The 13,690-nt window shown below is 68.0% G+C and carries 15 protein-coding genes; 4 read left to right on the top strand and 11 right to left on the bottom strand.

Annotated elements, in window-relative coordinates; genetic code table 11:
- Positions 1-9: 9 nt before the first annotated feature.
- Genes pdeM through argB form a run of 4 tightly spaced genes read right to left on the bottom strand, consistent with a single transcriptional unit; the run spans position 10 to position 2,965 of the window.
- Positions 10-654, bottom strand: coding sequence for a ligase-associated DNA damage response endonuclease PdeM (pdeM, locus tag VPH43_RS09730; RefSeq protein WP_328577490.1), 645 nt, complete (start codon positions 652-654; stop codon positions 10-12).
- Positions 655-675: 21 nt separating this feature from the next.
- Positions 676-1,356, bottom strand: coding sequence for a nucleoid occlusion factor SlmA (slmA, locus tag VPH43_RS09725; protein WP_328577489.1), 681 nt, complete (start codon positions 1,354-1,356; stop codon positions 676-678).
- Complete coding sequence (locus VPH43_RS09720) at positions 1,353-2,048, bottom strand: pyrimidine 5'-nucleotidase (RefSeq protein WP_328577848.1); 696 nt, start codon at positions 2,046-2,048, stop codon at positions 1,353-1,355. The genes slmA and VPH43_RS09720 overlap by 4 nt, the downstream gene beginning before the upstream one ends.
- Positions 2,049-2,053: 5 nt before the next feature.
- On the bottom strand, positions 2,054-2,965 hold the full coding sequence (argB, locus tag VPH43_RS09715; protein WP_328577488.1) for an acetylglutamate kinase: 912 nt from the start codon (positions 2,963-2,965) through the stop codon (positions 2,054-2,056).
- Between the two features lie 155 nt (positions 2,966-3,120).
- On the opposite strand from argB, the gene VPH43_RS09710 reads away from it, so the two are divergent.
- On the top strand, positions 3,121-3,417 hold the full coding sequence (locus VPH43_RS09710; protein ID WP_328577487.1) for a copper-binding protein: 297 nt from the start codon (positions 3,121-3,123) through the stop codon (positions 3,415-3,417).
- A 7-nt stretch (positions 3,418-3,424) separates the two neighbouring features.
- Here the strand turns inward: VPH43_RS09710 and VPH43_RS09705 are convergent, their stop codons facing one another.
- Positions 3,425-3,859, bottom strand: coding sequence for a Cd(II)/Pb(II)-responsive transcriptional regulator (locus VPH43_RS09705; RefSeq protein WP_328577486.1), 435 nt, complete (start codon positions 3,857-3,859; stop codon positions 3,425-3,427).
- A gap of 72 nt (positions 3,860-3,931) precedes the next feature.
- Between VPH43_RS09705 and VPH43_RS09700 the strand changes: the two genes are divergently transcribed.
- Positions 3,932-4,573 carry a cation transporter gene (locus tag VPH43_RS09700; protein WP_328577485.1) on the top strand — a complete coding sequence of 214 codons (642 nt, stop codon included), beginning with the start codon at positions 3,932-3,934 and terminating at the stop codon, positions 4,571-4,573.
- A gap of 108 nt (positions 4,574-4,681) precedes the next feature.
- Here the strand turns inward: VPH43_RS09700 and VPH43_RS09695 are convergent, their stop codons facing one another.
- Positions 4,682-6,676: an SDR family oxidoreductase gene (locus VPH43_RS09695; RefSeq protein WP_328577484.1), complete on the bottom strand. Its 1,995-nt coding sequence runs from the start codon at positions 6,674-6,676 to the stop codon at positions 4,682-4,684.
- Between the two features lie 240 nt (positions 6,677-6,916).
- On the opposite strand from VPH43_RS09695, the gene VPH43_RS09690 reads away from it, so the two are divergent.
- Together VPH43_RS09690 and VPH43_RS09685 are read left to right on the top strand one after the other, a co-directional pair.
- Complete coding sequence (locus tag VPH43_RS09690; protein ID WP_328577483.1) at positions 6,917-7,450, top strand: phasin family protein; 534 nt, start codon at positions 6,917-6,919, stop codon at positions 7,448-7,450.
- A gap of 129 nt (positions 7,451-7,579) precedes the next feature.
- Complete coding sequence (locus VPH43_RS09685) at positions 7,580-8,833, top strand: patatin-like phospholipase family protein (RefSeq protein ID WP_328577482.1); 1,254 nt, start codon at positions 7,580-7,582, stop codon at positions 8,831-8,833.
- A gap of 4 nt (positions 8,834-8,837) precedes the next feature.
- On the opposite strand, the gene VPH43_RS09680 is transcribed toward VPH43_RS09685, so the two are convergent.
- From VPH43_RS09680 to VPH43_RS09660, 5 genes are read right to left on the bottom strand one after another with little or no spacing between them, the layout of a single operon-like run.
- On the bottom strand, positions 8,838-10,331 hold the full coding sequence (locus VPH43_RS09680) for a carboxypeptidase M32 (protein ID WP_328577481.1): 1,494 nt from the start codon (positions 10,329-10,331) through the stop codon (positions 8,838-8,840).
- A 24-nt stretch (positions 10,332-10,355) separates the two neighbouring features.
- The gene (locus VPH43_RS09675) at positions 10,356-11,402 is read right to left on the bottom strand and encodes a S49 family peptidase (protein ID WP_328577480.1); all 1,047 of its coding nucleotides are present in this window, start codon (positions 11,400-11,402) and stop codon (positions 10,356-10,358) included.
- Entirely contained in the window at positions 11,392-11,826 is a 435-nt protein-coding gene (locus VPH43_RS09670) for a Rieske (2Fe-2S) protein (protein WP_328577479.1), read from the bottom strand. The genes VPH43_RS09675 and VPH43_RS09670 overlap by 11 nt, the downstream gene beginning before the upstream one ends.
- A 5-nt stretch (positions 11,827-11,831) precedes the next feature.
- On the bottom strand, positions 11,832-12,497 hold the full coding sequence (locus VPH43_RS09665; RefSeq protein WP_328577478.1) for an HAD family hydrolase: 666 nt from the start codon (positions 12,495-12,497) through the stop codon (positions 11,832-11,834).
- Entirely contained in the window at positions 12,494-13,465 is a 972-nt protein-coding gene (locus tag VPH43_RS09660) for an RluA family pseudouridine synthase (RefSeq protein WP_442909261.1), read from the bottom strand. Before VPH43_RS09660 ends, VPH43_RS09665 begins: the two co-directional genes overlap by 4 nt.
- Positions 13,466-13,690 lie beyond the last annotated feature (225 nt).

Here is a 13,690-nt window from a genome sequence, read left to right as displayed (position 1 = left end):
GTAGCCAGCTCAGGCCACCGCCAGCACACGCTGTTCGGCCACGGCAAAGACGCGGTCTTCGTCGTCGGCATGCACCGCATGCATGCCGGTGAAGGCGCCGAAGGCCGGGAGGACACCCAGCGCCGGACGCAGCCAGAAGCACGGCAGGCGCAGGCGGTCCAGCCCGCGGCCGACGGCCACGCAGGGATGCAGATGGCCTGCCAAGGCATAGGCGTGCGCCACCGGTTGCGGATGGTGGCACAAGGCCAGGCCGCCCAGCCGCAAGGGCTCGTCCACCACCTCGATGCCGAGCGCCGCCGGTGGATCGCCAGCGCGCAGGTCGTGGTTGCCGCGCACCAGCGTCACGGCCAGCCGCGCATGCCGCTCACGCCACCGGGCCAGGGCCGCCAGCGTGGCGGGCGCATGAGCGCGCTCGGAATGCAGGAAGTCGCCCAGGAACACCAGGCGCCTCACCGGCAGTTGCTCGATCAGCAAGGACAGGCGCTGCAGGGTGTCGGTGGTCGTACCACGCGGCACCGGCACGCCCCAGCGCCGGAAGGACACGGCCTTGCCGATGTGCACGTCGGCCACCAGCAGCGCGCCGTGCGCGGGCAGGAAGGCGGCCTTCTCCGGCAGCAATTGCAGCGGCTCGCCACCGGCCTCAACGGTGAGCATTCAGTGGCTCGCAGGCGGGGATCAGGACGTCAGCAGCTGCAGCGCGGCGTCCAGTTGTTCGGTGGGGCTGCGCTTGAAGCCGGAGCGGGCATAACGCTGCAGGCGGCCGACCACGAAGGCCGTGATGACGGAGGCCTGGGCGTTGGCCTGCACCGTGGGCATGGCGGCGCCGGCCGCTTCGGCCTGCAGGCGCATGCTCTGCCGCAGCGCGGACTCGACGCGCTCGAAGAACTGGTTCATGCGTGCCAGCAGGCGCTCGTGCTCGAAGACCAGCGCGTCGCCGACCATGACGCGGGTCATGCCGGGGTTCTTTTCGCCGAACTGGAGCACCACGGTCACGATGCGACGCGCCTGCTGGGCGCCGTCGGCTTCGCGCTCGCCGATCTGGTTGATCAGGGTGAATAGGCTGGACTCGATGAACTCGATCAGCCCTTCGAACATCTGCGCCTTGCTGGCGAAGTGGCGGTACAGCGCCGCTTCGGAGACCTGCAACTTGGCGGCCAGCGCGGCGGTGGTGATGCGCTCTGCGCCGGGTTGTTCCAGCATGGAGGCCAGCGTCTGCAGGATCTGCACACGCCGCTCGCCCGGCTTGGGCCGCTTGCGCGTGCCGGCGGCAGCAGCCTCGTCGGGCGGGTCGGTGACCAGCGCCTGGGCGTCTTGCAGCCCCTCGCCTGGGCCGTCTGGGTCGGGCAGGTCGGTCATCGGCGCACGCGCTTTCGCAACTGTTGTAGCGAAGTGATTCTGGCACACACGTATGTCGGCCTGCGCAGCAGGTAAACACCAACTTCGGGTCTGTGCGCATTAGTTTTCATCCAGCGCTGCATCCACACGGTTCGAAAGCCCAGGCCGCGTGCCGCCTTCTGGTGCGCCAGGGTGTCTTCCACCAGCACGCACTGCGCGGGCCGCACCCCCAGCTGCGCCGCCAGGCGGCGGAACATGCGGGTGTCCGGCTTCGGACGCCAGTGGCCGAACATGCGCATGCCCTCGATGGTGATCACGCCGTCGAACAGGTGCCCGATGCCCAGCGTGCGCAACACCCGCTCGGTGTACGCGCGCGGCGCGTTGGTCAGGATGTACTTGCGGCCCGGCAAAGTGCGCAGCGCGGCAAAGTCATGCGGATGGCCTTTGAGCATGCCTTCCAGCCCGGGCATGCGGTGGGTGTGGTCCAGGAAGTGCGGCGCCTTGACGCCGTGGTGGCGGACCAGGCCCAGCAAGGTGGCGCCGTAGCGCTGCCAGTAATGGCGGCGCAATCGGTCGGCCTCATCGGCCGTCATGGCGAGCGTTTGCTGGATGTAGTCGCTCATCGAACGGTCCAGCAGGCGGAAGGCCGAACTGGACGCGTCGTGCAGCGTGTTGTCCAGGTCGAACAGCCAGACCGTCCGGCCCGCGGGCACGGTGCTCAATGCGAGCGGATCATCGTGCCGTAGGCCTGGTCGGACAGCACTTCCAGCAGCAGCGCATGCGGCACCCGGCCGTCGATGATGTGCACCGTGTTCACGCCGCTCTTGGCGGCGTCCAGCGCCGACGCAATCTTGGGCAGCATGCCGCCGGAAATGGTGCCGTCAGCGAACAGCTCGTCGATCTCGCGCGCCGACAGGTCGGTGAGCAACTGGCCCGCCTTGTTCAGCACGCCCGGCGTGTTGGTGAGCAGCAGCAGCTTCTCGGCGCGCAGCACCTCGGCCAGCTTGCCGGCCACGAGGTCGGCATTGATGTTGTAGCTCTCGTTGTCCTCGCCGAAACCGATCGGGCTGATGACGGGGATGAACTGGTCGTCCTGCAGCGCCTTCACCACGCTGGGGTCGATGGACGCGATTTCGCCCACCTGGCCGACGTCGTGCGTCTTGTTGGGGTCGTCCTTGTCGACCATCTTCAGCTTGCGCGCCCGGATCAGCCCGCCGTCGCGGCCTGTGAGGCCTACCGCCTTGCCGCCGGCATGGTTGATCAGGCCCACGATGTCCTGCTGCACCTCGCCGCCCAGCACCCATTCCACGACTTCCATCGTCTCCTCGTCGGTGACGCGCATGCCCTGGATGAAGGTGCCCTTCTTGCCGATCTTGGCCAGCGCCTCGTCGATCTGCGGGCCCCCGCCGTGCACCACCACCGGGTTCATGCCTACCAGCTTGAGCAGCACCACGTCCTCGGCGAAATCCTGCTGCAGGGCCGGGTCGGTCATGGCATTGCCGCCGTACTTGATGACCAGCGTGCGGCCATGGAAACGGCGGATGTAAGGCAGCGCCTGGGCCAGGATCTCCGCTTTTTCGCGCGGCGTGATGTGGGCCAGGTCGTGTTCGGCGGCGGCAGGAGTGCTCATGGCGTGCGGGGAAGGCGAAACTGCGGCCGATTGTAGGGACGGCCGCCGGTGAACAACTGAAACGGCCGCTTGAAATCGGCCGCGGGCACGCCATCATCATGGTTACTGGCGCAGGCGCGTGTCCTCTCCCGCCGGGCACCGGACGTTGAACCAGGATGAAGACCCGCATTCGGCAACTCATTCTCCTGGCTTCCCTGACGGGCGCCGCCGTGGCTGCCTGGGCGCAGGCGCCCACCACCGAGGGTGAGGTTCGCAAGATCGATCCCGCGCAGCAGAAGATCACGCTCAAGCACGGCGAGATCAAGAACCTGGACATGCCGCCCATGACGATGGCGTTCCGGATGAAGGACGCCGCGCTGCTGAGCCAGTTCGCCGTTGGCGACCGTGTTCGCTTCACGGTGGAAAAGGTCGACGGCGCCTACACCGTCACGCAGATCCAGAAGGCGAACTAAAAGCCCCTCAGCGCTGGCTGTGCACGCCTCGGCGCGCCGGCCCAACGCCGGCGCCTTCTGACAGCGCCAGCACGATGCCGCACACCTCGTGCGGCGCCGCATGCCCGCAGGCCGACTGCAACAGCTTCAGCTGGTGCTCCAGCGCCTTCAGTTCCGCCATGCGCTCGCGCACATGCTGCAGGTGTTCGGCCACCAGTGCATCCACGGGCGAGCAATCGGCGCTCGGCTGGTCGATGAACTGCAGCAGGATGCGCACCTCCTCCAGGCTCATGTCCAGCGCCCGGCAATTGCCGATGAACCTCAAGCGCTGCAAGGCTTGGGCGTCGTAGCGCCGGTAGTTGTTGCCAGCGCGGGTCGGCGCCGGCAGCAGCCCCTGCTTTTCGTAGAAGCGCACGGTTTCCACCGGCATCCCGGCGGCAGCAGCCAGTTCCCCGATCTTCATGCCAACCCTTTCGCGAGCAGGGCCAGTCTACGCGCTTGACCCTGAAGTGACTTCATGCTTTGCAATGCCCGCATGTCTGCTCACTGCTGCCACCATGAAGCCCCGCCCTCGCGGGCCAACGATCCCCGCTATCGGCGGGTGTTGTGGATCGCCCTGCTGCTGAACGCAGCGATGTTCCTCCTGGAGGTGGGTGCCGGCGTGCGGTCCGGCTCGGTGTCCCTGCTGGCCGACGCGGTGGACTTTGCCGGCGACGCGGCCAACTACGGGCTGTCGTTGGCGGTACTCGCCATGGGTGTGGTGGCGCGCGCCCGTGCGGCGCAGGTGAAAGCCGCCTCCATGGGCGCATTTGGCGTGCTGGTGCTGGGCCGCGCCATCTGGGCCTGGACCAGCGGCCAGGTGCCGGAGCCGGCCACCATGGGCGTTGTCGCCGTGCTGGCGCTGGCGGTGAACGTCGGCGTCGCCGTGTTGCTCTACGCCTGGCGCGAGGGCGACGCCAACATGCGGTCGGTCTGGCTGTGCACTCGCAACGATGCGCTGGGCAACGTGGCCGTCGGCTTGGCCGCGCTCGGCGTCTTCGGCACCGGAAGCGCCTGGCCAGACCTGCTGGTCGCTGCCGCGATGGCCCTGCTGGCGCTCAGCGCATCGATCAGCGTGCTGCGCCAAGCGAAGTCGGAACTGGCCACCCCGCACACCCACGCACAGCACCCCCATTGAGCCGCCCGCGCCCAGCGCGGGCCGGCTCAGGCGCCAGTTGACGGACAGCCGCCAGGCCGCTCCGTCGAACGCAGCGCCGACAAACTGGACGCTTCCGCGTCCTGTTTGTCAGAAATGGATGCCGCGCATCATCTGCTGCAGGGCGATGGCTTCGGGCGACAGCGTCGGCTTGCCCTTCTCGCCCTTGGCGGCATCGCTGTCCGGGAACATGCGGAAGCTGGTGTTCATCATGATCTGCGCCACCCGCGGCAGCAGTGCATGCAGCACCTGGCCGGTGATGCCCAGCCGGGTGGCGATGCGCACCGGCTTGTACACGCAGGCCTGCGCGATCATGTCGGCTGCCTCTTCCGGCGCCAGTGTGGGCACGTTCTGGTAGATCTTGGTGGGCGCGATCATCGGCGTGCGCACCAGCGGCATGTTGATGGTGGTGAAGGTGATGCCCTGGTCGGCGAACTCGCTGGACGCGCAACGCGTCCACGCGTCCAGCGCGGCCTTGCTGGCCACGTAGGCCGAGAAGCGCGGTGCGTTGGTCAGCACGCCGATCGAGCTGATGTTCACCACATGGCCCTTGCGCTTGGCCACCATGCCGGGCAGCAGGCCCATGGTGACGCGCAGGCAGCCGAAGTAGTTCAGCTGCATGGTCCGTTCGTAGTCGTGGAAGCGGTCGTAGCTCGACTCGATCGCACGGCGGATGGAGCGCCCGGCGTTGTTGATCAGGAAGTCCACGCCGCCATAGGTGTCGGACAGCCACTGCACCAGTTCGCCGCAGCTCTGCTCGTTGGCGATGTCGGCCGAGTAGGTGACAACCTGCGCGTCCTTGCCGGCGTGCTGCAGGATCTCCTTCCTGGCTTCGGCGAGCTTGGCCTCGTCGCGCGCGCAGATCACCGTGATGGCGCCCGCTTCCGCAAACTTCTTCGCCGCCGCCAGGCCGATGCCGGAGGAGCCACCGGTCACCAGCACCACCTTGCCGCCCACCGCGCCCTTCAGGGACCGGTCGATCAGCAGGTCGGGGTCGAGGTGGCGCTCCCAGTAGTCCCACAGGCGCCAGGCGTAGTCCTTCAGGTTGGGCACCTCGATGCCCGTGCCCTTCAGGATGGCCTGCGTCTCGCGACTGTCGAAGCGCGTCGGGTAGTTGACGAAGGTGAGGATGTCCTCCGGCAGCCCCAGGTCCTTCATCACCGCGTTGCGCACGCGGCGCACCGGCGCCAGGGCCATCATGCCCTTCTTCACGCTGCGCGGAATGAACCCCAGCAGCGCCGCGTTGATGAACAGGTTCATCTTCGGCGCATGCGCCGCCTTGGAGAAGATGTCCAGCACGTCGCCCACGCGATAGCCCTGCGGGTCCACCAGGTGGAAGCAGCGCTTGTTGAGCTCGGCCTTGGCGTGGCTGATCGCGTCGAGTGCGGCCACCACGTAGTCCACCGGCACGATGTTGACGCGCCCGCCCTCCAGGCCCACCGACGGCATCCACGGCGGCAGGATCTGGCGCATGCGCTGGATCAGCTTGAAGAAGTAGTACGGGCCGTCGATCTTGTCCATCTCGCCGGTGGCCGAATCGCCCACCACCATCGCGGGGCGATACACCGTCCACGGCACCTTGCACTCCTTGCGAACGATCTTCTCGCTCTCGTGCTTGGTCATGAAGTACGGATGGTCCAGGCCTTCCGCTTCCTCGAACATGTCCTCCCGGAAGACGCCCTCGTACAGACCTGCAGCCGCGATGGACGACACATGATGGAAGTGCCCGGCGTCGATTGCCTTGGCGAACTCCACCGCATTGCGCGTGCCCTCGATGTTCACCTGCACCTGCGACTCTTCGTCCGCGCCCAGGTCGTACACCGCGGCCAGGTGGTACATCATGTCGACGCTGCCCTTGAGCGCCTTCACGTCCTCGGCGGACACGCCCAGCTTCTTGCCGGTGAGGTCCCCGTAGATCGGCACCGCGCGGCCCTTGCCGGCACTCCAATACTCGAGCAGCTCGGGCACCTTGCCTTCACTTTCGCGCCGCAGCAGAAAGTACACCGTGGCGCCGCGGCGGGCCAGCAGTGCCTTGACCAGCCGTTTGCCGATGAAACCGGTGGCGCCTGTCACGAAATACTGCATGCGGGGATCCTCCTCGGGTTGATTGGATATGGGTGAGCCGCCTATTCTGACCAAGCCGCCCTGTGGCCCCGCTGCGCGCTAACCCCAAGCCGAGGGGGTTCGTCGCTGCGTCACCATAGAGCCCGCTCACTAGACAATTAGGCTGTGCGCTCCAAGGGCGCTGCCTATAGTGCACAGCATGCGGCGTGCAGGTCGTGGCGCTGCGCCCACCCGGTGATGGAACGACAGAGGAATCGCATCATGGTCAAGAAGCTTCAGAAGATGGCAGAAAAGAAGACGGTGTCGGCCGCAGGTTTGCTCGACAGCCAGATCGCGCAGACGGTGAAGGATTCGGCCCAGCAGATCTGGCTGGCCGGCCTGGGCGCCTTTGCCAAGGCGCAGGAAGAAGGCGGCAAGGTCTTCGAAGCGCTGGTCAAGGAAGGCGTGAGCCTGCAGCGCAAGACGCAGGCCGTGGCCGAAGAGCGCATCGGCGACGTCACCGGCAAGATGAGCAACCTGGCCGAAGGTGTGACCAGCAAGGCCGGCCAGCAGTGGGACAAGCTCGAGTCCATCTTCGAGGACCGCGTGTCCAAGGCGCTGAACAAGCTGGGCGTGCCCTCCAGCAAGGACATCGACGCGCTGGTGCAGCGGGTGGACGAGCTGAGCGCGCAAGTGGCCAAGCTGTCGAAGGCGCCGCGCGCGGCCAGCACCCCGGCCAAGCCGGCCGCGAAGGCGAATGGCGTTGCCAAGCCCGCAGGCAAGCGCGCCGCGGCCCGCAAGTCGGCTGCGGCCTGATCGCCGTATCGCCGGTCTCCAGGGGGCGCAGCGCGCCCCCTTGTCGTTTGTGCGGAGAGGGTGAATCCCGAGCCGGTTTAGAGCCGCGCGTCAAAAGCTCCGGGCACGCCGCTGCCTAGACTGGTCCGCATGTCGTCGCATCCCTCTCGTTCTCGTTCCCCGTCCCGCACCCGTTCGCCCTCGCGCATCGGCCTCGCCCTGGCCGGCGGCGGCCCGCTGGGCGCCATCTACGAAATCGGCGCGCTCTGCGCGCTGGACGAAGCGCTGCAGGGCCTGGACTTCGCCGACCTCGACTGCTACGTGGGCGTGTCGGCCGGCGGTTTCATCGCCGCCGGGCTGGCCAACGGCATGCGGCCGCGCGAACTCTGCGCCTCCTTCATCGAGAACGACGGGGCGCAGGCCGATGTGTTCCGTCCGTCCCTGTTGCTGCGGCCCGCCTGGAGCGAGTTCGCCCAGCGGCTGGCCACGGTGCCCGGCCTGGCCGCCCAGGCCGCTCTGCGATATGCCTTCAAGCGCCGCTCCCTGCTGGGCGCGGTGGAGCGCCTGGGGCGGGCGCTGCCCACCGGCCTGTTCACCAACGCGCCGCTGGAAGCACAGCTGCGGCGTGTGTTCTCGGCGCCCGGGCGCACCAACCGGTTCCAGGACCTGAAGCGCAAGCTGGTCCTGGTGGCCACCGACCTGGACAGCGGCCAGGCGGCACCGTTTGGCCAGCCGGGTTGGGACAACCTGCCGATCTCACGCGCGGTGCAGGCCAGCGCTGCCCTGCCCGGCCTGTTTCCGCCGGTGGAGATCGACGGGCATTTCTATGTCGATGGCGCGCTGAAGAAGACGCTGCATGCGCGTGTGCTGCTGGACGAAGGCATGGACCTGGTGCTCTGCCTGAACCCGCTGGTGCCGTTCAATGCCAAGCAGGCGCCGGAGCACCGGGTGCTGTCCGGCGGCGAGGAACGCATCCCCCGGCTGGTGGAGGGTGGCTTGCCGGTGGTGCTGTCGCAGACCTTCCGCTCGCTGATCCACTCGCGGCTGGAGCTCGGCATGATGGGCTACGACCGCAGCCACCCGCATGTCGACATCGTGCTGTTCGAGCCCGACCAGCGCGATCCGGAGATGTTCCTGGCCAACACCTTCAGCGTGTCGCAACGCCGGGTGCTGGCCGAACACGCCTACCAGCGCACGCGCGAGATGCTGCGCTCGCGCCGCACGGTGCTCGGCCGGCAGCTGGCACGCCACGGCGTGACGCTGAACGATGCGGTACTGGACGACACGCAGCGCCACCTGATCGAAAAGCGCCGGCCTTCACAGCGCCTGGGCCGCGCGGTCAAGCGCCTGGAAGAGGTACTCAACGACCTGGAGCAGGCCCTGCCGCAGCCGGGCCGCGGCTGACGCGTCAGCCGAGGTAGCGCGCTTCGAGGTGCGCCCTGAAGTGCGCCGGGTTGAGCGGCTCGCCGCTGGCCCGCACGGCCAGCTCGTCGGTGGTCCAGCGGCTGCCTTGCGACCAGATGTTGTCGCGCAGCCAGTCGAACACCGGTGACAGGTCGCCGGCCGCGATGCGCGCATCCAGCTCCGGCGTCTGGCGCCGGATGGCGGCAAACCATTGCGCCGCATACATGGCCCCCAGCGTGTAGCAGGGGAAGTAGCCGAACAGCGCCTCCGGCCAGTGCACGTCCTGCAGGCAGCCGTTGCGGTAGTTGCCGCGCGTGTCCACCCCCAGCAGCGCCTGCATGCGCTCGTCCCACAACGCCGGGATGTCCTCGGCCTCGATGTCGCCCTCGATCAGCGCCCGCTCGATCTCGAAGCGCAGGATCACGTGGGCCGGGTAGGTGACCTCGTCGGCGTCGACCCGAATGAAACCGGGCTGCACGCGCGTCAGCAGCCGGTGCAGGTTGTCTGCCTCGTACGCCGGATCGGCGCCGAGGTGGCGGGCCATCAGCGGCGCCAGCAGGCCGGCGAACGGCCGGCTGCAGCCCAGCTGCATCTCGAAGCTCAGGCTTTGGCTCTCGTGCAATGCCATGGAACGCGCCTGCGCGATCGGCTGGCCCAGCAGCTCGCGCGGCAGGTTCTGCTCGTAGCGCGCATGGCCGGTCTCGTGGATGGTGCCCATCAGGCTCTGCACGAAGTCGCTCTCGCCGTAGCGCGTGGTCAGGCGCACGTCCTCCGGCACACCGCCGGAAAACGGATGCGTGCTTTCGTCCAGCCGACCGCCATCGAAGTCGAACTGCAGCAGCTGCATCACGTCGAGACTGAGCGCGCGTTGTGCAGCCTTGGGGAACGGGCCGGAGGGCCGGCGCACCGGCTCGCGCTGCTGGCGCTCGGTCACCTGGGCGATCAGCCCGGGCAGCCAGCCCTTGAGCTCGCCAAACACCCGCTCCACGGTTTCGCTGCGCATGCCGGGTTCGTAGCGGTCCATCAAGGCGTCGTAGGGGCGCAGGCCGCTCTGGGCGGCCAGCAGTGCGGCCTCCTCACGCGCTGCGCGCAGCACCGGGCGAAAGTTTTCCAGGAAGCCAGTCCAGTCGTTGGCCGGCCGCTGCTGACGCCACGCGTGTTCGCAACGCGAGGTGGCCAGGGTCTTGGCCTGCACCAGCGACTCGGGCAGTGCGTTCGCGTTGCGCCACTGGCGCTGCATCTCACGTAGGTTGGCGCGCTGCAGTTCGTCCAGCGGCTCCTGTTCGGCGCGCTGCAGCTGGGCTGCCAGCTGGGGATCGGTGCCCATGCGATGCAGCAGCGCGGCAATCTCCGCCAGCGCGGCGGCACGCGCCTGCTGGCCCTTGGGCGGCATGTTGCACGCCTGGTCCCACCAGGCGATGGACTGCAGGTGGCTGAGGTGGTGCATCCGCGTGTGCAGCTGGACCAGGGCGTCGTAGTGGGGATGAAGGGCGCTCATGAGGAATCCTTCTTCAGCCAGGGCTCAACGCAGCCGGCCCATCGCGTGCAGCGCCTTGACCGCGCCCTCGCCGATGGACGCACCGAAGCGCTTGGCCAGGCGTTCAGCCACGTTTTCCTTCGGCGTGTAGTCCACGACCTCCTCGGCCTTGACCACTTCACGGGCCACGTAGTCCAGGTTGCCGAACTTGTCGGCCAGGCCTTGCTTGACCGCCTGCTCACCGTCCCAGAACAGGCCGGAGAAGGTTTCCGGCGTCTCCTTCAGGCGCGAGCCACGGCCTTCCTTGACGACCTTGATGAACTGCTGGTGGATCTGGTCCAGCATGGCCTGCGCGAACGCCAGCTGCTCCGGCTTGACCGGAGAGAACGGATCCAGCATGCCCTTGTTGGCGCCGGCGGTGAGCAGGCGGCGTTCCACGCCCACCTTCTCCATGGCCCCGGTGAACCCAAAGCCGTCCATCAGCACGCCGATGGATCCGACGATGGAGGCCTTGTCGACATAGATCTCGTCCGCCGCCACCGCGATGTAGTAGGCCCCCGACGCGCACATCTCCTCGACCACCGCGTACACCTTCTTCTTGTGGATGGCCTTCAGGCGCCGGATCTCGTCGTTGACGATGCCGGCCTGCACCGGGCTGCCGCCGGGTGAGTTGAAGCGCAACACCACGGCCTGGGCCGTGCGGTCCTCAAAGGCGCTCTTGAGCGCGGCCACCAGGTTCTCGGCGCTCGCATCGGACTCGCCGGCGATCTCGCCGCGCACCTCGATCAGCGCGGTGTGCGGGCCGCTGGGTGCGGTGGTATGCGCCTTCTGCGCCAGCAGTGCCCAGGCCACCGCCATGAAGACGCCCAGCCACAGCAAGCGCACCACCAGGCGCCAGCGCCGGTCGCTGCGGCGCTCGCGCAACATGTCGCGCGCCAGCTGTTCCAGCACCGGCTCATAGCGGCTCACGGCGGTGGCAGCGGGCTCCGCCGCAGGCGCGGACGGGCGGGCGGCGCTGGGCGCAGGAGCGGGGGGGATAGGCGCGGGCGTGCCCGTGGCGTCGCCCGGGCGGGTGTCGTCGTCACTGTTCATCGGGAGCTTTCGTCAGGGAAGCCGGCGTGGCAATGGCCACGGGCCGGATGTCGCGGGAAGGATACCAATAGACCTGCCCGTCACGCTCCTCCACCCGCACGGGTGCGAGGCGGCCGCGGCCGCAGGGCCCGCCCACGCAGCGGCCGTCCGACGGTTCGTAGGTGGCACCGTGGATGGAGCAGATGATCCAGCGCCGGTCGCTGTCGAGGAATTCACCCGGCTGCCAGTCGAGTTCCACCGGCACGTGCAGGCAGCGATTGAGGTAACAGACCACACGGCCGCCGAAGCGCAAAGCAAAAGCGCGCGCCGGGGCACCGTATTCCAGCACGTCGAAAACCAGGGCCTTGCCGCCGTCTTGTAGCGCACTGCCGGCACACAGCCACAGGCCAGGGTCGGGAGCAGCAACCTTGTCGGCGGCCTGCATGGCATTCAGGCGTGGGCGAGCAGCCACTGCTGCAGGTCCAGCGTGGAGTGGGCGATGTGCAGCGGCTCGAAGGCACGGAAGGCACCCGGCTCGTGGGCGCCGTAGCTCACCGCCACACGCGGCGTGCCGGCGTTGAGCGCCAGCTGCAGGTCGTGCGTGGTGTCGCCGACCATCAAGGTGCGTTGCGGCTCGGCGCCAAACTCGCGCATCAGTTCCAGCAGCATGGTGGGATCGGGCTTGGACGCGGTTTCGTCGGCGGTGCGGGTGCCGTCGAACACACCCTTGAGCTGCGCCGTGTTGAGCGCCTCGTCGAGGCCGCGCCGGCTCTTGCCGGTGGCCACCGCCAGCCAGTGGTGACGCGCCTTCAGCGCATGCAGCATCGGCAGCACGCCGTCGAACAGCATGAGCGCATGCTGCTGCGCCACGTAGTGGTGGCGATAGCGCTCGCCCAGCTCGGGGTAGCGCGACGCGGGCAGCCCCGGCACGGCATACCGCAGTGCGTCCTGCAGGCCCAGGCCGATCACGTATGCGGCACGCTGGTCGCTCGGCACCGCCACGCCCAGGTCGCGGCAGGCGGCCTGGATGCTGTGCACGATGAGCGCGGTGGAATCGAACAGCGTGCCGTCCCAGTCGAACACGATCAGGTCGAAGCGGCGCGGGGAGGTGCTCATAGGTGTTTCAGGAGTGTGGCGCACTCGGGCGGCAGGCCCGCGTGCAGCTCGATGCGTTCCCCACTGGCCGGATGGTCGAAGGCGAGCCGCCGGGCGTGCAGGAACATGCGCTCGAACCGCAGACCCGGCACGGCCTGCCCGCGGGCCAACGCCTTGTTCAGCTCGAAGTCGCCGTATTTGTCGTCACCCACGATCGGATGGCCCTCATGCGCCAGATGCACCCGGATCTGATGCGTGCGGCCGGTCTTGATGGTCACGTCCAGCAAACTGAAGTCCCGCAGGCTTTGCACCACCTGCACCAGCGTGATGGAGCGTTTGCCTTCGTCGGCATCGGCGTCCACCGCCCGCACCCGGCGCTCGCCCTCGCCGGTGAGGAACTTGTGCAGCGCCACGTCGATGACCTTGCGATTGGCCGGCCAGCTGCCACGCACCAGCGCCGCGTAGGTCTTGCCGGTCTCCCGGCTGCGGAACTGGTCCTGCAGCGCGGTGAGCGCGCTGCGCTTCTTGGCGATCAGCAGCAGGCCCGATGTTTCCTTGTCCAGCCGATGCACCAGCTCCAGGAACTTCGCCTGCGGCCGCGCCTGACGCAGCTGCTCGATCACGCCAAAACTCACGCCGCTGCCACCGTGCACCGCCACACCCGCGGGTTTGTCCACGCACAGCAGGTGCTCGTCCTCGAACAGCACCGGAAATTCACGTGCGGGCGCAGGCGCCTTGTGGCTGCGGTCGGCCACCCGCACCGGCGGCACCCGCACCTCGTCACCGAGGGCCAGGCGGGTGTCGGCCGCCGCGCGGCCCTTGTTCACCCGCACCTCGCCCGAGCGGATCACCCGGTACACCAAGGTCTTGGGCACGCCCTTGAGCAGGCGGATCAGGAAGTTGTCCAGCCGCTGGCCTTCGCCCGCCTCGTCCACCGTGACCCGGCGAACCTCGGGTAAGGCAGCGGAAAGGGGCTCGACTTTCCCGATATCAGGCGAAGTTTTCGCCCCTATAATCCGCCGGACCACGTTTTCGTTGTAAGTGCTTGATTTTTCAGAGTTTACCTGGGCACCTGCAGAGCAACGTGGGCCGTTTCGCGAAAGCGGAACGATTGGTGATGCAACACCTGCCGCCTTCCGGCGGGCCTTCAGTCCCCGAGTGACTGGGCGGCCGAGACGAGGCGGGTGGAAGAGACCCGAGTCGAAAAAACCCCT

The organism is Ideonella sp. BN130291 (genome assembly GCF_036231905.1).
In the GTDB taxonomy this organism is placed as follows: Bacteria; Pseudomonadota; Gammaproteobacteria; order Burkholderiales; family Burkholderiaceae_C; genus CAMLIZ01.
Note: the sequence above shows the minus strand (reverse complement) of the source record. Positions and strands in the feature narration are given on the sequence as shown.

What these genes read in the sequence shown, in the direction of transcription:
- VPH43_RS09695 (WP_328577484.1), bottom strand. Translation starts at nt 6,676, where the DNA reads ATGCAGTATTTCGTGACAGGCGCCACCGGTTTCATCGGCAAACGGCTG.
- VPH43_RS09680 (WP_328577481.1), bottom strand. Translation starts at nt 10,331, where the DNA reads ATGAGCGCCCTTCATCCCCACTACGACGCCCTGGTCCAGCTGCACACG.
- VPH43_RS09710 (WP_328577487.1), top strand. Translation starts at nt 3,121, where the DNA reads ATGAAGACCCGCATTCGGCAACTCATTCTCCTGGCTTCCCTGACGGGC.
- VPH43_RS09700 (WP_328577485.1), top strand. Translation starts at nt 3,932, where the DNA reads ATGTCTGCTCACTGCTGCCACCATGAAGCCCCGCCCTCGCGGGCCAAC.
- argB (WP_328577488.1), bottom strand. Translation starts at nt 2,965, where the DNA reads ATGAGCACTCCTGCCGCCGCCGAACACGACCTGGCCCACATCACGCCG.
- pdeM (WP_328577490.1), bottom strand. Translation starts at nt 654, where the DNA reads ATGCTCACCGTTGAGGCCGGTGGCGAGCCGCTGCAATTGCTGCCGGAG.
- VPH43_RS09685 (WP_328577482.1), top strand. Translation starts at nt 7,580, where the DNA reads ATGTCGTCGCATCCCTCTCGTTCTCGTTCCCCGTCCCGCACCCGTTCG.
- VPH43_RS09690 (WP_328577483.1), top strand. Translation starts at nt 6,917, where the DNA reads ATGGTCAAGAAGCTTCAGAAGATGGCAGAAAAGAAGACGGTGTCGGCC.
- VPH43_RS09675 (WP_328577480.1), bottom strand. Translation starts at nt 11,402, where the DNA reads ATGAACAGTGACGACGACACCCGCCCGGGCGACGCCACGGGCACGCCC.
- slmA (WP_328577489.1), bottom strand. Translation starts at nt 1,356, where the DNA reads ATGACCGACCTGCCCGACCCAGACGGCCCAGGCGAGGGGCTGCAAGAC.
- VPH43_RS09705 (WP_328577486.1), bottom strand. Translation starts at nt 3,859, where the DNA reads ATGAAGATCGGGGAACTGGCTGCTGCCGCCGGGATGCCGGTGGAAACC.
- VPH43_RS09665 (WP_328577478.1), bottom strand. Translation starts at nt 12,497, where the DNA reads ATGAGCACCTCCCCGCGCCGCTTCGACCTGATCGTGTTCGACTGGGAC.
- VPH43_RS09670 (WP_328577479.1), bottom strand. Translation starts at nt 11,826, where the DNA reads ATGCAGGCCGCCGACAAGGTTGCTGCTCCCGACCCTGGCCTGTGGCTG.